Below are 17,851 nucleotides of genomic sequence, written 5' to 3' on the forward strand. Positions count from 1 at the left end.
GCACCCGGGTCTTCGTGCGGGCCGACCGTGCAGGGTCCCGGCGCCCCTCCGATCGACTTCCGTCGCATCTGCCCCACCCGGATGCGCCGCAGGCCACTCGTGGCGCATTCTTGCTGTGTCGCCGTGGGGCGGCGTAGGGACGAGGCAGGCCGATGACTGGGAGCGGCGAGGACACGGACCGGACGCCGGGGCGGCTGGGCGCGCTGCTGATCGACGCCTCGACAGAGGCGATCGGCGCGGGCGGTGGTCACGCCGGTGGCGTCTATCTGCGGTCGAGCACCTCCGGGATGCTGCGCCTCGCTGTGCTCGCCGGGCTCCCGGGCCCCTTGTTCCGGCCGTGGTGGCGGCTGCACGCCGACCGTCCGTTCCCCGTCGCCGACGCCTACCGGCTCGGCGTGCAGGTCGTGCTGCCGAACGCCACCGAGACCATGCGCCGCTACCCCCAGTTCGCGGCGGGTCTGCCGTTCCAGTTCGGGTCGCTGTACGTACCGGTCGTGGGAAAGTCCACGACCTTCGGCGTCCTCACCGTGCTGCGCCCCTCGGCCGCGGACGCCACCGAGGTGCTGGCCGAGCGTGAGCGGGTGGCGGGGGTGGCGGAGGATCTGGCCCGGCGTCTGGAGGAGCTGGGGGACACCGAGCCGGTCGCCTGGGACGGTGAGCCGTTGTGTGTGCGGCCGCCGACCGCGCATCCGTCGGCGGGGCGGCTCGGACGGTTCGCCTGGGACCCGGCGACCGGTGTGGTCACCGCGGACGCGCATCTGCACGCCCTGCTGGGCGTGGCCCCCACGGACTTCGGCGGCACGGTCGAGGCGCTGGCCCGGGCCGTGGCCCCCGACGACGCCCCGCGTGTGCTCGCCGCACTGCGGGAGGCCGCCGCGAGCACGCCGTCGCTGCCGCTGTACGTGCGGACGGCGGACGGCGGGCTGCGGCTCATGGAGTTCTGGACCCCCGAGGCCGCCCCGACCGCGTCCGGCGCACGGCCCGTACGGGGTTTCGTCCTCGATCCCGGCCCCGGTTCCGCGGCCGACGCCGCCGCCGACCTGCTGCCGGAGGGCGTGTTCTGCCTGGACCGGCTGGGCCTTGTCGCCTACGCGAATCCCCGCGCCGCACAGCTGCTGCACCGCCCGCGGGACGTACTCCTGGGCCGCCCGCTGTGGGACGGCGTGCCCTGGCTGGCCCAGCCCGACTTCGAGGACCATCTGCGCAGCGCCCTGCTCTCCCCCGAGCCGGTGCATCTGCATGTGCGGCGGCCGCCCGACCTGGACACCGCCTACGAGGGCGACTGGCTGGCCCTGTCGGTCTATCCCGGCCCGGACGTGCTGACCTGCACCGTGCGGCCGACGAGCCGGATGCCGGACTCCGCCGAGGCCGCCGACCCCGGCACCTCGTCCCTGGCCCCGCTGTACCGCCCGATCGTGCTGGCCATCGCGCTGACCGAGGCGGTCACCGCCCGCCAGGTGTCGGCCGTGGTGATGAAGGAACTGCTGCCCGTGTTCGGGGGCCGCCGACTGGCGATCTACCTGCTCCAGGACCGGCACCTGTACCTGGCGTGGGAGTCCGGTTTCCCGCCGGGGTTCCTCGCCCCGTTCGACGGCATCGGTCTCGACGCGCATCTGCCCGGCGTCGAGACGCTCACCACCGGCCGACCGCTGTTCTTCGACTCGATGCAGCAGCTCACCGAGGCCTACCCGGGCATCCCGCTGGACGCGACGGAGGGCGCCCGCGCCTTCCTGCCGCTGATCGCCTCCGGGCGCCCGGTCGGCTCCTGCATCCTCGGCTTCGACCGCCCCCGCACCTTCACCGGCGAGGAGCGCTCGGTCCTCACCGCGCTCGCCGGGCTGATCGCCCACGCCATGGACAAGGCACGGCGCTACGAGAGCGAGGCCGCACTCGCCCGCGGTCTGCAACAGGCCCTGCTCCCCCGCCGGCTGACCGAGCATCCGCTGGTGGAGACCGCGGGCCGCTATCTGCCCGGCACCCAGGGCATGGAGGTGGGCGGGGACTGGTACGACGTCGTCGAGGCGGGCGACGGTCTGGCCCTGGTCATCGGGGACGTCCAGGGCCACGGCGTGCAGGCCGCCGCGACGATGGGGCAACTGCGCAGCGCGGTACGGGCGTTCGCGCTCGGCGACCGGCCGCCCGACGAGGTGATGAGCGGCACGAACCATCTCCTCATCGACCTCGACCCGGGCCAGTTCGCCAGCTGCTGCTACATCCGTCTGGACCCGGTCACCGGGCTCGCCCGGGTGGCCCGCGCGGGCCATCCGCCGCCCCTGCTGCGCAATCCCGACGGCAGCACCCGTGTCCTCGACCTGCCCGGCGGCGTCGTGCTCGGTGTGGACCCGGAGGCCCGTTACCCGGTCACGGAGTTGCGGATCGAGCCGGGCGCCGTCCTGGCGCTCTACACCGACGGTCTGGTGGAGCGTCCGGGCGTCGACATCGACGACGGCATCAACGCGCTGCGGGTGGCCCTCGCCCGGGCCGGAGCGCCCACGGCACGGCTGGCGGGCGTGGCCGACTGGCTCACCGCGGCGGCCCGGGACGCCGCCGACCGGCCCGACGACATCGCGCTGTTGCTCGCCACCCGCCGGCGGCAGCGGTGAGACGCCGTAGCTGTTCTGTCACGGTGTGTGACGCCTCTCGCCTCCTGGGGCCGTGCAGTGTAGACATGGCACATGGCCCGACACTCGCAGCGTGACGCCGGCCGGTCGCGGCGCGGGCGAGTCGCCGAAGTCCGGTCCGCCTTGGGCGGACGCAGCGTCGCTGGACAGGTGTTCGTATCGCAGGTCGTGATCGTCCTGCTGCTGGTCGTGGCCGCCGTGGTGGCGCTGGTGTTGCAGGTGCGGCACGACAGCACGACCGAGGCCCGCAATCGTTCGGTCGCGGTCGCCGAGGCGTTCGCCAACGCGCCGGGCACCGTCGAGGCCCTCGAGTCCCCCGATCCCACAGCGGTCCTCCAGCCGCGGGCCGAAGCGGCGCGCAAGGCGACCGGCGTGGACTTCATCGTGGTCATGGACACCGACGGGACCCGCTACACGCATCCCAAGCCGGACCGTATCGGGAAGAAGTTCGTCGGCACCCTGGCGCCCGCGCTGGCGGGACAGGTCGTGACGGAGGAGATCGACGGAACCATCGGGCGGCTGGTGCAGGCCGTCGTCCCCGTCAAGGACCCCGACGGGAAGGTCGTGGGCCTGGTGTCGGCCGGCATCACCACGGAGCACGTGGGCGGTACCGCGGACGAGCAGATGCCGCTCCTGCTGGGCGCCGCGGCGGGCGGCCTCGCCCTGGCCACCGCGGGCACGTTCCTGGTCAGCAGGCGGTTGCAGCGCCAGACCCACGGTCTGGGGCCGCACGAGATGACCAAGATGTACGAGCATCACGACGCCGTGCTGCACGCGGTGCGCGAGGGCGTGCTCATCGTGAGCGGCGAGGGCGTGCTGCTGCTCGCCAACGACGAGGCCGAGCGGCTGCTCCATCTGCCCGCCGACGCCGAGGGCCGGCACGTCCTCGAACTGGGCCTTCCGGCGGACACCGCCGAGCTGCTGGCCTCGGGGCGGGTCGCGACGGACGAGGTGCACCTGGTCGGCGACCGGCTGCTGGCCGTCAACCAGCGGCTCACGGACCTGGAGGGCGGCCCCGCCGGCAGCGTGGCGACGCTGCGCGACTCGACGGAACTGCGGGCCCTGTCCGGCCGGGCCGAGACCGCCCGGGAGCGCCTGAACATGCTGTACGACGCCGGGGTGGGCATCGGCACCAGCCTGGACGTGACCCGGACTGCCGAGGAACTGGCCGAGCTGGCCGTGCCCCGGTTCGCGGACTTCGTCACCGTGGACCTGTTCGACGCCGTACTGAGCGGCGGACAGCCGGACTCGGGCACCGATCTGCGCCGCACCGCGTTCAGCGGGATCCGCAAGGACGCACCGCTCCACTCGGTGGGCGACCGGATGCGCCTCGTCCCGACCTCCCCGCAGATCCGCGCGCTGCACTCGGGGCAGGCGGTCCTGGAGACGCGCCTGGCCGAGTCCCCGGGCTGGCGGGCCCAGGACCTCGAACGCACCGCGCAGGTCCTGGAGTTCGGCATCCACTCGCTGATCGCGGTGCCGCTGCGCGCGGGCGCCCTGGTCCTGGGCGTGGTCAACTTCTGGCGCTCGGAGAAGCCCGAGCCCTTCGACACCGACGAACTCGCCCTGGCGGAGGAGCTGGTGACCCGGGCCGCGGTCTCCATCGACAACGCCCGCCGCTACACCCGCGAGCACACCATGGCGGTGACGCTGCAACGCAGTCTGCTGCCGCGCAACCTGCCCGAGCAGAACGCCCTCGACATCGCCTACCGCTACCTTCCCGCGCAGGCGGGTGTGGGCGGCGACTGGTTCGACGTCCTGCCGCTGTCCGGTGCCCGGGTCGCGCTCATCGTCGGGGACGTCGTCGGCCACGGCCTGCACGCGGCGGCGACGATGGGCCGGCTGCGCACCGCGGTCCACAACTTCTCCGCGCTCGACCTCCCGCCCGACGAACTGCTGGTCCTGCTCGACGAACTGGTCGGCCGTATCGACCAGGACGAGACCCAGGACGGCGAGAGCGCCCCGGTCACCGGAGCGACCTGTCTGTACGCCGTCTACGACCCGGTCTCCCGGCGCTGCACCGTCGCCCGCGCCGGCCACCCGCCGCCCGCCCTGATCCATCCCGACGGCAGCGTGGAGTTCCCGGACGTGCCCGCCGGTCCCCCGCTGGGTCTTGGCGGCCTGCCGTTCGAGACGGCCGACCTCGACCTGGCCGAGGGCAGCCGTCTCGTGCTCTACACGGACGGGCTGGTCGAGGACCGGGAGCGGGACATCGACGTAGGCCTGGATCTCCTGCGGGCCGCCCTGGAGCGGGCCGGTGACTCGCCCGAGGACACCTGCCGGACCGTGCTCGACTCCCGGCTCACCTCGCGCGCGGTCGACGACATCGCCCTGATCGTGGCGCGCACCCGGGCGCTCGACGCGGACCGGGTCGCCGAGTGGGACGTGCCGTCCGACCCGGTGGCCGTCGCACAGGTGCGTGCCGATGTCACCCGTCAGCTGTCCCGATGGGGGCTGGAGGAGCTGGAGTTCGCCACCGAGCTGATCCTGAGCGAACTGGTGACCAACGCGATCCGCTACGGCGGTGAGCCGATCCGGGTCCGGGTGCTGCGCGACCGCAGTCTGATCTGCGAGGTCTTCGACAGCAGCAGCACCTCGCCCCATCTGCGCTACGCGGCGATGACGGACGAGGGCGGCCGCGGCCTGTTCCTCGTCGCGCAGCTCGCCGAGCGCTGGGGCACGCGGTACACGCCCGAGGGCAAGGTCATCTGGGCGGAGCAGCCGCTGCCGTAGGCGGCGCCTTGTTCATAGGTACGAACCTTTGACGCGACGGGTGTTCATTGTGTCGTGCCTCTGATAGTAAACCTTCCTATCAGTTCACGTACGGCCAACTCCCCACCCCCCACCTCCTTTTGGAGCCGCCGTGAAACACATGTCCCGCCGTGCCCTCCTCGGCCTGCTCGGCGCGTCCGCCGTCACCGTCCCCCTGCTCACCTCCGAGGCCGCCGCAGTCCGCACCACCGCGACCGGACTCGACGACCCGGCGAAGAAGGAGATCGCCATGCAGCTGGTGTCGAGCGCGGAGAACTCCTCGCTCGACTGGAAGGCGCAGTACAAGTACATCGAGGACATCGGCGACGGCCGCGGCTACACCGCCGGGATCATCGGCTTCTGCTCCGGCACCGGCGACATGCTCGACCTCGTCGAGCTCTACGCCGACCGCCGCCCCGGCAACGTCCTCGCCCCCTATCTGCCCGCGCTCCGCCGGGTCGACGGCACGGACTCGCACGACGGGCTCGACCCGAACTTCCCCCGGGACTGGCGCCGGGCCGCCCAGGACCAGGTGTTCCGACAGGCGCAGAACGACGAGCGCGACCGCGTGTACTTCGACCCCGCCGTCCGCCAGGGCAAGGCCGACGGGCTGCGGGTGCTGGGCCAGTTCGCCTACTACGACGCCATCGTGATGCACGGCGACGGCACCGACCCGACCAGCTTCCGCAACATCCGCAGGCGCGCCCTGAACCGGGCCCGGCCGCCGGCCCAGGGCGGCGACGAGGTGACCTACCTCCACGCCTTCCTGGACGCGCGGGTGTGGGCCATGAAGCAGGAGGAGGCCCACAGCGACACCAGCCGCGTCGACACGGCCCAGCGGATCTTCCTGCGCGCGGGCAACCTCGACTTGAACCCGCCGCTGGACTGGAAGGTGTACGGGGACAGCTACCACATCGGCTGACCGGGAGCAGGACTACGGGCGTTGTCCGATGCGGTCGACAACGCCCAACTCCTCCCGAGCGCGCATCTCGTGGTACCAGTCACGGTGCTTCAGCTTCCCGTCGACCGGGTACCCGGTGCTGCCTTTCACCCGCAGCCCCAGATAGACGTAGGTCTTCGGATCGAAGATGAACGAGAAGTCCATCTCCGGATAGGAGACCGCGACCCCCTGGCGCCCGAGGGCGTCCACGGCCCGGCGGTCGATACGGATGCCGGGAATCCGCGCGAGCGCCTCGAAGGTCGCGGCCTGAAGGCCGGGCGGCATGACCCGTGGCCCCTGCATGAGCAGACAGGCCTGTCCGAACGCCATCTTGCCGGGCCGGCCGCCTCCCAGATTGAGCGTCTTGAGAAGCTTCTCGGGATCCGTCGGCCACTTCGCCAGCTTGGCGTACTCGGTGGGCGGCCACATCACCTCATGCTCGCCCAGCGGGGGATCGTGGTGGACCTTGCCGTACTCCTGGCGCCTGGAGGGCTTGGAGCCGTCCACGGACATCCAGCTCTCGTCCGTCCAGGTCCTGCGCTTCCCGCCCTTCACATAGGTCCGGGTGATGTACGTCCTGGTGTACAGGTACTGGTCATCGCGGGGAATCGGGATCCCGGCGCCGTCGGCCCGCGTCCGGTCCGCGGCCCGGCGCAGCAGCTGCGCCGCGCTCAGCGTGGTCAGCCGCGGCGTGTCCGCCGTCTCGCTCCCGCCCCGGTTGGCGACGACCACGCCGCCGGCGACCGCCGCCGCGGCCGTCCCGGCCACCGCGACCCTGAGCACGATCCGCCGCGACAGCGCACCCGAGCGGCCCTCGCGGACGATGGCGCGCCGCAGTCGGGCACGGGCGGCGGTCCGGGCGGCGTCGGTGAGCGGGGCCACGTCGGCCTCCATCTCGCGTACCGCGGTGAGGTCATCCACGATCGGTCTCCTCGTTCTCCTCGTGAAGGGCTGTGGGGTCCGACCCGCCCAGTGCTTCGCGCAGCCTGGTCCGCGCCCGGTTGAGCCGTGAGCGCACCGTGCCCACGGGGATGCCGAGCGCCTCCGCGGCCTCGGCGTAGTCGAGATCGCCCCAGGCGATCACCAGCAGCACGTCCCGGTACCGTGCGGGCAATTTCGCGAGCGCGCCCGCCAGTTGGGCCCGGGAGTGCTCGGCGCCGACCCTCGCCACGACCCGGTCGGCCAGGGCCTCGCCGCCGTCACCGGTCCCCGTCGAGGCGACGCGCGAGAACGCCCGCAACCGCCGCGCCTCGGCACGCCGGTGCTGGCCGACGAGGTTGGTGACGATCCCGTAGAGCCACGGGCGCGCCTGCGGCCGCGACAGGTCGTAGCGGTGGCGCTGCTGGAACGCGATGACGAAGGTCTCGGCCATCAGATCGTCGGCCGCCTCGGCACCGAGCCGTCGGGCCGCGTAGCGGTGGATGTCGTCGGCGTATCGATGGAAGAGGATCTCGAAGGCATCGGGCTCCTCCCGCGAACGCTCGACGACCGAGGCGTCGGTCTCGACGCCGTCACGGGGAACGACGTCGGGAAGGTCTCCGACGCACGGATCGCCTGTCGATTGCATGCGGTTCCCTCGAAGTCATGGGCATGGTCGACTGCTGTTGGCCGATGCCCGCGATCGAGTTCCCGTACGCCGTGAGAGGGTGCTCGCGGAGCCCGTCGAGGTCATAAAGTAGCCTTATGAGCTCATAGATCGGACCCGCGTACCAGCTTAGGCTTGCCTTAGTTTAGGCTTCCCGACGAGATCGCTTGTCGCCACTCGAAGGGAACCTGATCATGCCCCGCCCCCTGCGGGTAGCCATCGTCGGCGCCGGCCCGGCCGGCATCTACGCCGCCGACGCTCTGCTCAAGTCCGACGTGGCCGCCGAGCCCGGTGTGTCCATCGACATCTTCGAGCGGATGCCCGCCCCGTTCGGGCTGATCCGGTACGGCGTCGCGCCCGACCACCCCCGCATCAAGGGCATCATCAAGGCCCTGCACCAGGTCCTCGACAAGCCGCAGGTCCGTCTCTTCGGCAATGTGGACTACGGCACCGACATCCACCTGGACGACCTGCGCGCGTTCTACGACGGTGTGATCTTCTCGACCGGCGCCATGGCGGACCGCGAGCTGAAGATCCCCGGTGTAGAGCTCGACGGCTCCTACGGCGCCGCCGACTTCGCCTCCTGGTACGACGGCCACCCGGACGTCCCGCGCACCTGGCCGCTGGAGGCCGAGAAGGTCGCCGTCCTGGGCGTGGGCAACGTGGCGCTCGACATCTCCCGCATCCTCGCGAAGACGGCGGACGAGCTGCTGCCGACCGAGATCCCGCCGAACGTCTACGAGGGCCTCAAGGCGAACAAGGCCGTCGAGATCCACGTCTTCGGCCGCCGTGGCCCGGCGCAGGCGAAGTTCAGCCCGATGGAGCTGCGCGAGCTGGACCACTCGCCGAACATCGAGGTCATCGTCAACCCCGAGGACATCGACTACGACGAGGGCTCGATCGCCGAGCGGCGGGGCAACAAGCAGGTCGACATGGTCGCCAAGACCCTGGAGAACTGGGCCATCCGCGACATCGGCGACCGCCCGCACAAGCTCTTCCTGCACTTCTTCGAGTCCCCGACGGAGATACTCGGCGAGGACGGCAAGGTCGTCGGTCTGCGCACCGAGCGCACCGAGCTGGACGGCACCGGCAACGTCAAGGGCACCGGCCAGTTCACCGACTGGGACGTCAACGCGGTCTACCGCGCGGTCGGTTACCTCTCCGACAAGCTCCCCAAGCTGCCCTGGGACATCGGCTCGGGCACCGTCCCGGACGAGGGCGGCCGCGTGATCCAGGAGAGCGGCGCGCACCTTCAGTCGGTGTACGTCACCGGCTGGATCCGGCGCGGTCCGGTGGGCCTCATCGGCCACACCAAGGGCGACGCCAACGAGACCGTGGCGAACCTGCTGGACGACTTCGCGAACAGCCGTCTGCAGACACCGGTCTCCCCCGAGCCGGAGGCCGTGGAGGCGTTCCTCGCCGAGCGCGAGCTCCGCGTCACCACCTGGGAGGGCTGGTACAAGCTGGACGCCGCCGAGAAGGCGCTGGGCGAGCCGCAGGGCCGCGAGCGCGTGAAGCTCGTCGAGCGTGAGGACATGCTCAAGGCCAGCGGCGCGTAAGCGAGTTGACCCGTACGACGGGGCGGGGCCGGGGGTGCGTACCCCGGCCCCGCCCCGCGTTTCAGTTGTGCGAAGCCCCCATGCCCGTACTCCAACGCCCGCTAGAGACGATCGAGTTCTCCCGTCGTACGTCCGAGGCAGGCGACGTGACCGCCGAGGTCCGGGACGTCGATCTCGTGGAAGCCGAGGCGGTCGTAGAAGGCGCGGGCCGGGACGTTGGCCGTCGCCATCACCAGATGCGCGGCCGGCACCCCGCGGTCCCGCAGGGCCCGCAGGAAGGTCCGCATCAGCTCACGGCCGTGACCGCGGCCCTGCTGCTCGGGGAGCAGGTCGATGTGCAAGTGGGCGGGATAGGCGGCGAGTTCGGGGACGACCATGCGCTCGGGGTGGTGCAGCAGCGGGATCATCACCTCGTCGGGGGTGGTGGGCGGGCCGCTGGGTTCCGGGTAGCGGTCGGCGACCAGCGGGAGCCACTTCTCGCGGAAGTCGGCGGCGAAGCGGGGGGTGTCGGCGGTGCCGAGGATGTAGCCGACCGGCTGCCCCCGCCCGTCGTCCAGCACGAACACGAGCTCCGGCTCCAGTTCCGCGTAAGGAGTCGCGAAGATCACCGGAAGGATCGCGGGGTCCTCGTACACGGGGCGGCTGTCGAGGCCGTTGTGCGCGGTGCGGATGCAGATGTCCTCGAGGGCGGCCCGGTCCTCGGGGCGGTACGAGCGAATCACGGCTGACGAAGTCATCGCAGCATCCTGCATAGTTGGGAGCGCTCCCACAACCCCGTGGCCGGAAGATCACCTGTTAGCGTCCTGCGGTGTTCTCCCTCCATGAGCCTGCCCTCTTCACCCGTCTGCGTACCGCGCGACGGGTGCTCGTCGCCGGTGCCGGTGGCGGTTTCGACATCTACGCCGGCCTTCCGCTGGCCCTCGCGCTGAGGTCGGCCGGAAAAGAAGTGCACCTGGCCAACCTCTCGTTCGCGGATCTGTACGGCCTCGATCTGGACGTGTGGCTGGACGAGGACGTCGCGGCCGTGCGCCCCGACACCGCCGCCCGCGGCGACTACTTCCCCGAGCGCTCGCTCGCGCAGTGGCTGGAACGCCAGGGCCTGCCGGCGACGGTGTACGCCTTCCCGCGCTCCGGTGTACAGCCGCTGCGGGCCGCCTATCGCCGACTCCTCGACCACCTGGGCCCGGTCGACGCGATCGTGCTGGTGGACGGCGGGACCGACATCCTTCTGCGGGGCGACGAGCACGGACTGGGCACCCCGGAGGAGGACATGGCGAGTCTGGCCGCGGTGGCCGGGCTGGACGGGATACCCGAACGGCTGGTGGCGTGCCTCGGGTTCGGCGTGGACGCCTATCACGGCGTCAACCACTCCCTGGTCCTGGAGAACCTGGCCGCGCTGGACCGCGAGGGCGGATACCTGGGCGCGTTCTCACTGCCGCACGAAAGCCGCGAAGGCGCCCTCTACCTCGACGCGGTGACCCACGCCCAGGAGTGCACCCCGGACTATCCGAGCATCGTCAACGGCTCCATAGCCGCGGCCGTGCGCGGCGACTTCGGAGACGTCCGCTTCACCGCACGGACCCGAAACAGCGAGCTGTTCATCAACCCGCTCATGGCCCTGTACTTCTGCGTGGACGCCCTGACCCTCGCCCGCCGCAACCTCTACCTCGACCGCCTGGAGAACACCGCGCTGATGCGCCAGATCAGTTCCGTCATCGCGGAGTTCCGTGACGAACTGCCACGACAGCGGCCGCCGCGCGCGTATCCGCACTGAAGGTCACGTTTCGGGGAATCGGCCCTGATCACACAGGGAGGCTGTATACGCTCCAGGTTCTTCTTCACCGAACCTTCACAAGGGGGGCCTTGTCATGCGTATACGCCTTGCCGCCACGACCGCCGCCGCCGCGGGCACACTGATCGCGCTCACGGCCGTACCGGCCCAGGCCGCCGAGTACACGTCCGCGCTGAAGATCCGCGGCGTCCAGTACGACGCGCCCGGCAGCGACTCCAACAACTGCTCCACCGGGAACACCGACGAGGAGTATCTGACCGTCAAGAACTACTCGTCGACCAAGACCGTGAACCTGAAGGGCTACGTCGTCGAGGACGCGGTCGGCAACTTCTTCGAGTTCACCGCGAACCACTATCTCCAGCCCGGTGACTATGTGAAGCTCCGCGGCGGCAACGGCGGCGACTCCGACGCCAAGAACGTCGTCTACCGCGACAACTGCAACTTCATCTGGAACAACGACAAGGACACGATCTACCTCTACAAGCCGTCCGGAAGCCGGGCCGACGTGCACTCCTACACCAAGAGCGGCTCCGACCCGGACCGGAACGGCTACATCAAGTTCCACAGCTGAGGTCGCGCCTGGCAACCATCCCCAGCACCACGACCAGCAGGGTGAGCGCGGCCGCCTGGGCGACCGCGCCGACGAGGAACACCGTGGGCAGGGGGAAGCCGAGCCACGGAAACAGTGCCGCGACCCGCACCACGAGGATCAGCAGGCCCAGTACGGCCAGGGCCAGGGCACTGCTTCCGGCGCCGGTTTCCGCGCGGCGGGTGCCCAGCAGCAGCCAGCCCAGGACGGCGAGCACGAAGCAGGTCGCGGGCGCCCAGGCGATGTCGGCCATGGCGGGCAGGACGGCGACGGAGGCGCCCGTGACGACACAGCAGGCCAGGAAGGCGAGGCCGGGGGCATCGCCCGGCAGCGCGGGCCGGGGGGCGTCGCGGTGGTAGGCGGCGCACATGGCGAGGGCCGGCAGCCAGGCGAACAGCGCGTTGGCGGTGGCGAACCACGGGTCGGACGCCGACCAGTCGCTCACCAGCGGCCCGATCAGCGGCCACAGCGAGGGCAGCGCCGCCAGCACAACGGCGGCCCGGGCCAGCCGCCGACGCTCGTGGACGAGGGCGAAGAACCCGACCGTCCACAGCAACGGCAGCACCCAGCCGGCGACGGCGACGACGGTATCCAGCGGGCCGCGACCGGTGAAGCCCGTCAGGAACAGGTCCCATTCACGCGCGCCGCGGGTGGCCGACCAGGTCACCCGCAGGATCTCGTCGGAGACGACGGCGGCCGCCTGGAGCAGTACGGCGTACAGCGCGAAGTGCCGGACGGCCGAGCCGAGCAGGGCGTAGCGCCGGGGCGCGCCGACGCCGGCCAGCCTGCTGCGCACGGCGAGCGCGGCGATGCTGGCCACCTCCCCGAGCGTGGGCCTGCTCTGGTCCTGGGTGTCGCGGTCGACGTCCCACAGATAGACCTCGACCATCTCCTCCTCGCGGTCCCTGCGGTAGTAGGCGGGGAGCAGGCGCAGCACGGTGCGGTAGCGCGCTTCGAGCAGGGTCGTCATGCGAGGCCTCCCGCGAGTCCCGGTCCGGTGACCGGCGGGGTGCCGGTGGCCTTGCGGCCCTCGGCGATCCGCCGCTTGGCGGCGCTGGCGCCCGCGGCCATCCGCTCGGCCTCGGCGTCCAGGGCCCGCATGCCCTCGTCGGTGAGGCGGTAGTAGCGCCGGAGCCGGCCGTCGTGGACCTCCTCGCGGTCCAGCACGATCAGCGCGTCCGCCGTGAGCCGGTCGAGCACGCCGTACAGCGTGCCGACCCGCATCTGCACCGCGCCGTCGGAGAGTTCCTCGACCTCGCGCAGGATGCCGTAACCGTGCCGCGGCTCGTCCGCCAGGGCGGTGAGGACGAAGAACGCCGCCTGTGTCATGTTCCTCGATGCCATGGAACAGAATATATCGGCTGCCGATATATTCTGCGAGCCCAACACGCCCTGGCGGCCGGCGTCCGGCTCAGAGCGTGCGGCCCAGGAGCTCCAGCAGCGCGGTCCAATGGCGGTCCGTCGCCTCGGCGCTGTACATCGCCGTGTCGGCCTGGGTGAAGCCGTGGTGGGCGCCGGGGTAGACCTCGGTGCGGTGGCGGACTCCGGCCTGGGTGAGGGTCTTGTCGAGGCGGGCTATCTGCTCGGCGGGGTTGGTGGAGTCCTGGTCCGCGTGGCCGAAGTAGAGCTCGGCGGTGATGCGGTCGGCGAGCAGGTGGGGGCTGTCGGGGGCGTCGGTGGCGAGGAAGGCGCCGTGGAAGCCGGCCGCCGCCGCGATGCGGTCGGGGTGGGTGCCGGCGGTGCGCAGGGCGAGCCCCGCGCCCATGCAGTAGCCGGTGACACCCGCCTTGCCGTCGGTGGTCAGCGGGGACTCGGCGAGCCAGTCGAGGTAGACGGCCGCGTCCCGCATGGCGCCCTCGGGGGTGAGACTGAGGGCGGCCGGGCGGAGGCTCGCGATGATCTCCGGGCGTTCCGCCGGGTTGATGAAGTCGGGCAGCTCCACCAGGGGTGCCCGGCCGGAGCGGTAGAAGACGTTGGGGACGAGGACGGTGTAGCCCGCCGAGGCGAGCCGGTCCGCCATGCCCTTCAGGTGCGGGCGCAGTCCGAAGGCGTCCATGTACAGCAGGACCGCGGGGTGCGGGGCGCCGTCGTCCGGGTGGGCGAGATAGGCGTCGGCGGTGCCGTCCTGCGTGGGGATGTCGATCATCGTGCTCATGCGGCGGCGCTCCCGGACTCGACCAGTTCCTTCACCCGGGCGGCCGGCACCGGCACCCCTGGGCTCGCGAGGAACCACCGTCGCGCCTCCTCCTGGCTCAGCCCCTCGGGCCGCTCCCCCATGTACGGCTGGACGTACGCCGGACTGCCGGGCTTGACGCGCCCGCTGTCGGCGAGGCCGCCGATGTCCACCGCGTCGTAGCCGAGCGCGTCGAGGAGCGCGACCACCTCGGCCTTGGCCCCGGCGTCGTCACCGGCGACGGGCAGGGCGCTGCGGTCGGGGGCGCCGGCGGGACGGGCGAGGGTGACCAGGTGGTGGAAGTCGATGGTGGAGAAGGCCTTCACCACCCGGGCGCCGGGCAGGTGCCGCTGCACCAGCACGCTGGAGGCGAGATCGTCGGAGGCCTGCTCGGAGAGGGTTCCGTCGCGCTGCGGGACGTGGTTCATCGCGTCGATGACGATCCGGTCCGCGAGCTCGTCGGCCGGGAGCTGCGCGTAGGCCTTCAGCGGCAGGGCGGCGACCACCAGGTCGCCGGCACGGGCGGCCTCGACGGGCGTCGCCGCGCGGGCCTGTCCGCCGAGTTCGGCGACGAGGCCGGTGAGGGTCTCGGGGCCGCGCGAGTTGCTCAGGACGACGTCCAGTCCGGCGGCCACGGCGATCCGGGCGATGGCGCCGCCGATCATTCCGCAGCCTATGAGTCCGAGGGTCTGGGGCACGGGGTCACGCCTCCATGGTGCTTGATGTCCAATGTGGAACTGAGTGTCACGCTAGCCATTGAGTGTCACTCCTGCAAGTGAGAGTCGGGAGGGCGGTACGATCACGGGGTGACCGGAGCAGCGCGTACGAACACCAGAGACATCGCCCGGGCCGCCGTACGGGCCGAACTGGCCCAGGTGGCCTTCGAGTTGTTCCGTCGCGAGGGGTTCGACAAGGTCACTCTCGACGACCTGGCGGCGGCCGCCGGGGTGTCGCGCAGTACCTTCCTGCGCTACTTCGGCACCAAGGAGGACGCCGTCCTCGGCGCCTTCGAGGGCCATGACCGCCGGGTCGCCGACGCGCTGCGCGCCCGGCCGGCGGACGAGGACGAGTGGACGGCGCTGCGGGGTGCGATGGACACCGTCATCGAGCGGTACCACGAGGACCCGGAGGGTTCGCTGGCGACGACCCGGCTGGTCCGGGAGACCCCGGCCCTGTGCGCCCGGCATCGGGAGAAGCAGCACAGCTGGCGGCCCGCGCTGGTCGAGGCGCTGGCCGAACGGTCCGGCGGCGAGGGGCAACCGACACTGGGCCAGACAGTGCGGGCGGCCGCCGCGATCGACTGCCTCCAGGTCGCCCTCGACCACTGGACGGCCTCCGACGGCCGACTCGACCTGATCACCCTCCTCGACGAGGCCTTCGCCGCGCTGGCGCCGCGCTGAGCCGCGCACCCACGACGGGTGTCACCAACCGCTGCCACCCGCCCGCCTGTTCACTCACGCACCATTCCAGTGATACCGGCGCTCAGGACGCCCCGCGTGGCCATAGCGCAGCGACACCACCGCGCGGCCCGTGACGGCGAGGTGTTCGAGGTAGCGGCGGGCGCTGACCCGGGAGATGCCGACCCGTTCCGCGCACTCCGCGGCGGAGAGGTTTCCCTCGACCGCGCGCAGCGCGCGCTCGACCAGCTCAGAGGTCTCCACGCTCATGCCCTTCGGCAGCGTGGGCGCCACCGTCGGCGCGGCGACGCGGCCCAGCGCCCGGTCCACCTCGGCCTGTCCGCTCACCGTGCCGACGCACAGGTCGCCGCGCCGGGCGCTGTAGCGTTCCAGCCGGTCCTTGAGTTCCTCGGCGTCGAACGGCTTCAGCAGGTAGTCCACGACGCCCTGGCGTACGGCACGGCGCACCGCCTCCGCCTCGCGGGCGGCGCTGATGACCATCACGTCGCAGTCGTGACCGGCGGTCCGCAGCCGGGGGACGACGTCCAGGCCGAACATGTCGGGCAGGTAGAGGTCGAGCAGCACGAGGTCGGGCTCCAGCTCGGCGACGGCGGTGAGGGCCTGCTCTCCGCAGTTCGCCGTGCCGACGACACGGAAGCCCTCGACGCTGTCGACGAATCCTCGGTGGACGCGCGCCACCATGAAGTCGTCCTCGACCACGAGTACGTCGATCACCGGACCTCCTCCGTCTCCTTCTCGGCCGGCCGGCCCACGGACATCCGAGCCGTGAACACCGCGCCCGTCTCTGTGTTGGTCACCGACACCTCGCCGCCCCTGCGCGTACAGACCAACCGGGTGAGGGCCAGGCCGATCCCCCGGGTACCGCCCTGCGCGGCCTTCGTGGTGAAGCCGTGCGAGAAGACCTCCTGGGCGAGCTCGGGAGCCACCCCGGGGCCGGAGTCCCGGACCACGATCTCCACGCAGGAGGCGTCCTGGCTGAGTTCGACCTCCACCCAGGCGCCGTCGGCACGTTCCGAGGCCGCCGCCGCGTCCAGGGCGTTGTCGACGAGATTGCCGAGCACGGTGGCCACGTCCGCGGAGTCCATCGGCTCCAGCCGGTCCAGGGCCGTGCGTTCGGAGATCCGCAGCTGTACCCGCCGCTCCGACGCCAGCGCGGACTTGGCCATCAGCAGCGCGGCGACGGCCCGGTCCCGGACCCGGCTGGTGAGGGTCAGATCGAGCGACTCGCGGTGCTTGCGCAGGGCGCGGACATACCGTACGACCTCGTCGTGCTCGCCGATCTGGATGAGCCCGGAGATGGTGTGCAACTGGTTGGAGAACTCGTGCGCCTGGGCGCGCAGCAGCTCGGTGCTGCTGCGGAAGGACCCCAACTCCCGCTCCATCCGCGCCAGTTCGGTGCGGTCGCGCAGGGTCGTCACCGAGCCGAGGCGGTGGCCGTCCTTGGTGACGTCCATGCGGTTCATCACCAGCACCCGGCCTCGGCGCACGACCACCTCGTCGCGCTGCTCGGCGCCGCGCTCACCGCCGGTCCCGGCCAGGACGTCGTACAGCCTGCCCTCGATCCCCAGATCGGCCAGGCTCATCCCGACGCAGCTCTCGGGCAGGTCGAGCAGGGCGCGGCCGACCTCGTTGACCAGGGTGAGCCGCAGCCGTGGGTCGAGGGCGATCACGCCCTCGGCGAGCCCGAACAGCATGGCCTCTCGGTGCTCGGCGAGACCGGCGATCTCGCGGGGTTCGAGCCCGAGGGTCTGGCGTTTGATGCGGCGGGCGAGCAGCCAGGACCCGGCCACGCCGAGCACGCTCGCGATGCCGAGGTAGGCGAGCAGATAGGAGGAGGCGCCGCTGAGGCGCTGCCAGACCGTCGGTGAGGCCCGTCCGATCATGACCGTGCCGATGTGCTCGCCGACCTGGTCGTCGTGCTCGGCGAGCACCGGCGCCTGCGCCACCAGTTCCCGGCTTCCGGCCACCGGAAGCTCTCCCGACCAGCCGCGGGCCCGCGCGACGTTCGTCCCTTCGACGGGGAGCCGGGTGCCGATCAGGGTGGGGTTGGTGGCGGCCACGATCTCGCCGTCCGCGTCGGCGACGGTGACCGAGGTGACGTTCGAGCGGGTCCGCGTGGTCTGGAGCAGCGGTGCCAGCACCTCACCGGGCGCGGGCAGCACGAGCTGGGTGCGCAGCAGGGGGTTGCCGGCCATCTCCTCGGCGAGGATGGTCACCCGGCGGCCCTCGACCCGGTCGAACGTCGCCTTGGACTGGGCCAGCGAGACGGCGGCCACCGCGACCAGCACGATCACCACGATGGCGAGCTGGAGCACCAGCAGCTCACCGGCGAGCGTGGGGCGGCGCGATCTCACGACCACAATGAACTCAACCTTCAATGGTCACACAAGGCAGACGGGCTGTCCGAGAATCCGCACAATCAT

Annotated in this window: 16 protein-coding genes; 7 read left to right on the forward strand and 9 right to left on the reverse strand. The window is 71.6% G+C overall.

The annotated features are described in order from the left end of the window. Nucleotides 1-152: 152 nt before the first annotated feature. The 3 genes from ACFY0U_RS35940 to ACFY0U_RS35950 all read left to right on the forward strand — a co-directional run bounded on the left by ACFY0U_RS35940 (nucleotide 153) and on the right by ACFY0U_RS35950 (nucleotide 6,294). Nucleotides 153-2,603: a SpoIIE family protein phosphatase gene (locus ACFY0U_RS35940; RefSeq protein WP_388642988.1), complete on the forward strand. Its 2,451-nt coding sequence runs from the start codon at nucleotides 153-155 to the stop codon at nucleotides 2,601-2,603. A gap of 72 nt (nucleotides 2,604-2,675) precedes the next feature. Next, a complete protein-coding gene (locus tag ACFY0U_RS35945) occupies nucleotides 2,676-5,354 on the forward strand; it encodes a SpoIIE family protein phosphatase (RefSeq protein ID WP_388642990.1) in 2,679 nt (892 codons plus the stop codon). 139 nt (nucleotides 5,355-5,493) lie between these two features. Further along, nucleotides 5,494-6,294, forward strand: a complete 801-nt coding sequence (locus tag ACFY0U_RS35950) for a chitosanase (RefSeq protein ID WP_388642991.1) — start codon at nucleotides 5,494-5,496, stop codon at nucleotides 6,292-6,294. A gap of 12 nt (nucleotides 6,295-6,306) precedes the next feature. Here the strand turns inward: ACFY0U_RS35950 and ACFY0U_RS35955 are convergent, their stop codons facing one another. Together ACFY0U_RS35955 and ACFY0U_RS35960 are read right to left on the reverse strand one after the other, a co-directional pair. After that, on the reverse strand, nucleotides 6,307-7,233 hold the full coding sequence (locus ACFY0U_RS35955; protein WP_388642993.1) for a CU044_5270 family protein: 927 nt from the start codon (nucleotides 7,231-7,233) through the stop codon (nucleotides 6,307-6,309). Then, nucleotides 7,226-7,879, reverse strand: a complete 654-nt coding sequence (locus ACFY0U_RS35960; protein WP_388642995.1) for an RNA polymerase sigma factor — start codon at nucleotides 7,877-7,879, stop codon at nucleotides 7,226-7,228. Before ACFY0U_RS35960 ends, ACFY0U_RS35955 begins: the two co-directional genes overlap by 8 nt. A gap of 212 nt (nucleotides 7,880-8,091) precedes the next feature. Between ACFY0U_RS35960 and ACFY0U_RS35965 the strand changes: the two genes are divergently transcribed. Then, entirely contained in the window at nucleotides 8,092-9,456 is a 1,365-nt protein-coding gene (locus tag ACFY0U_RS35965) for an FAD-dependent oxidoreductase (RefSeq protein ID WP_388642997.1), read from the forward strand. Between the two features lie 101 nt (nucleotides 9,457-9,557). On the opposite strand, the gene ACFY0U_RS35970 is transcribed toward ACFY0U_RS35965, so the two are convergent. Continuing rightward, nucleotides 9,558-10,193: a GNAT family N-acetyltransferase gene (locus ACFY0U_RS35970; RefSeq protein ID WP_388643000.1), complete on the reverse strand. Its 636-nt coding sequence runs from the start codon at nucleotides 10,191-10,193 to the stop codon at nucleotides 9,558-9,560. Between the two features lie 71 nt (nucleotides 10,194-10,264). On the opposite strand from ACFY0U_RS35970, the gene ACFY0U_RS35975 reads away from it, so the two are divergent. Continuing rightward, nucleotides 10,265-11,230 carry a DUF1152 domain-containing protein gene (locus ACFY0U_RS35975; protein WP_388643001.1) on the forward strand — a complete coding sequence of 322 codons (966 nt, stop codon included), beginning with the start codon at nucleotides 10,265-10,267 and terminating at the stop codon, nucleotides 11,228-11,230. A 94-nt stretch (nucleotides 11,231-11,324) separates the two neighbouring features. Next, nucleotides 11,325-11,819 carry a lamin tail domain-containing protein gene (locus ACFY0U_RS35980; RefSeq protein ID WP_388643003.1) on the forward strand — a complete coding sequence of 165 codons (495 nt, stop codon included), beginning with the start codon at nucleotides 11,325-11,327 and terminating at the stop codon, nucleotides 11,817-11,819. Here the strand turns inward: ACFY0U_RS35980 and ACFY0U_RS35985 are convergent. The 4 genes from ACFY0U_RS35985 to ACFY0U_RS36000 form a co-directional block, all read right to left on the reverse strand. Continuing rightward, nucleotides 11,803-12,807, reverse strand: coding sequence for a hypothetical protein (locus ACFY0U_RS35985; protein ID WP_388643005.1), 1,005 nt, complete (start codon nucleotides 12,805-12,807; stop codon nucleotides 11,803-11,805). The genes ACFY0U_RS35980 and ACFY0U_RS35985 overlap by 17 nt on opposite strands. Next, the gene (locus ACFY0U_RS35990; protein WP_388643215.1) at nucleotides 12,804-13,166 is read right to left on the reverse strand and encodes a PadR family transcriptional regulator; all 363 of its coding nucleotides are present in this window, start codon (nucleotides 13,164-13,166) and stop codon (nucleotides 12,804-12,806) included. Before ACFY0U_RS35990 ends, ACFY0U_RS35985 begins: the two co-directional genes overlap by 4 nt. A gap of 82 nt (nucleotides 13,167-13,248) precedes the next feature. Further along, a complete protein-coding gene (locus tag ACFY0U_RS35995) occupies nucleotides 13,249-13,992 on the reverse strand; it encodes a dienelactone hydrolase family protein (RefSeq protein ID WP_388643008.1) in 744 nt (247 codons plus the stop codon). Further along, nucleotides 13,989-14,708, reverse strand: coding sequence for an NADPH-dependent F420 reductase (locus tag ACFY0U_RS36000; protein ID WP_388643010.1), 720 nt, complete (start codon nucleotides 14,706-14,708; stop codon nucleotides 13,989-13,991). Before ACFY0U_RS36000 ends, ACFY0U_RS35995 begins: the two co-directional genes overlap by 4 nt. A gap of 108 nt (nucleotides 14,709-14,816) precedes the next feature. Between ACFY0U_RS36000 and ACFY0U_RS36005 the strand changes: the two genes are divergently transcribed. Further along, entirely contained in the window at nucleotides 14,817-15,410 is a 594-nt protein-coding gene (locus tag ACFY0U_RS36005; RefSeq protein WP_388643013.1) for a TetR family transcriptional regulator, read from the forward strand. A gap of 54 nt (nucleotides 15,411-15,464) precedes the next feature. On the opposite strand, the gene ACFY0U_RS36010 is transcribed toward ACFY0U_RS36005, so the two are convergent. After that, the gene (locus tag ACFY0U_RS36010; protein WP_388643015.1) at nucleotides 15,465-16,142 is read right to left on the reverse strand and encodes a response regulator; all 678 of its coding nucleotides are present in this window, start codon (nucleotides 16,140-16,142) and stop codon (nucleotides 15,465-15,467) included. Beyond that, entirely contained in the window at nucleotides 16,139-17,788 is a 1,650-nt protein-coding gene (locus tag ACFY0U_RS36015) for an ATP-binding protein (RefSeq protein ID WP_388643017.1), read from the reverse strand. Before ACFY0U_RS36015 ends, ACFY0U_RS36010 begins: the two co-directional genes overlap by 4 nt. Between the last annotated feature and the right edge of the window lie 63 nt (nucleotides 17,789-17,851).

The sequence above is a fragment of the Streptomyces sp. NPDC001536 genome (assembly GCF_042894505.1).
In the GTDB taxonomy this organism is placed as follows: domain Bacteria; phylum Actinomycetota; class Actinomycetes; order Streptomycetales; family Streptomycetaceae; genus Streptomyces.

Excerpts from the sequence above, each read along its gene's own strand:
- ACFY0U_RS35940 (WP_388642988.1), top strand. The coding sequence starts at position 153 with ATGACTGGGAGCGGCGAGGACACGGACCGGACGCCGGGGCGGCTGGGC.
- ACFY0U_RS35945 (WP_388642990.1), top strand. The coding sequence starts at position 2,676 with ATGGCCCGACACTCGCAGCGTGACGCCGGCCGGTCGCGGCGCGGGCGA.
- ACFY0U_RS35950 (WP_388642991.1), top strand. The coding sequence starts at position 5,494 with ATGTCCCGCCGTGCCCTCCTCGGCCTGCTCGGCGCGTCCGCCGTCACC.
- ACFY0U_RS35960 (WP_388642995.1), bottom strand. The coding sequence starts at position 7,879 with ATGCAATCGACAGGCGATCCGTGCGTCGGAGACCTTCCCGACGTCGTT.
- ACFY0U_RS35965 (WP_388642997.1), top strand. The coding sequence starts at position 8,092 with ATGCCCCGCCCCCTGCGGGTAGCCATCGTCGGCGCCGGCCCGGCCGGC.
- ACFY0U_RS35970 (WP_388643000.1), bottom strand. The coding sequence starts at position 10,193 with ATGACTTCGTCAGCCGTGATTCGCTCGTACCGCCCCGAGGACCGGGCC.
- ACFY0U_RS35980 (WP_388643003.1), top strand. The coding sequence starts at position 11,325 with ATGCGTATACGCCTTGCCGCCACGACCGCCGCCGCCGCGGGCACACTG.
- ACFY0U_RS35985 (WP_388643005.1), bottom strand. The coding sequence starts at position 12,807 with ATGACGACCCTGCTCGAAGCGCGCTACCGCACCGTGCTGCGCCTGCTC.
- ACFY0U_RS35990 (WP_388643215.1), bottom strand. The coding sequence starts at position 13,166 with ATGACACAGGCGGCGTTCTTCGTCCTCACCGCCCTGGCGGACGAGCCG.
- ACFY0U_RS35995 (WP_388643008.1), bottom strand. The coding sequence starts at position 13,992 with ATGAGCACGATGATCGACATCCCCACGCAGGACGGCACCGCCGACGCC.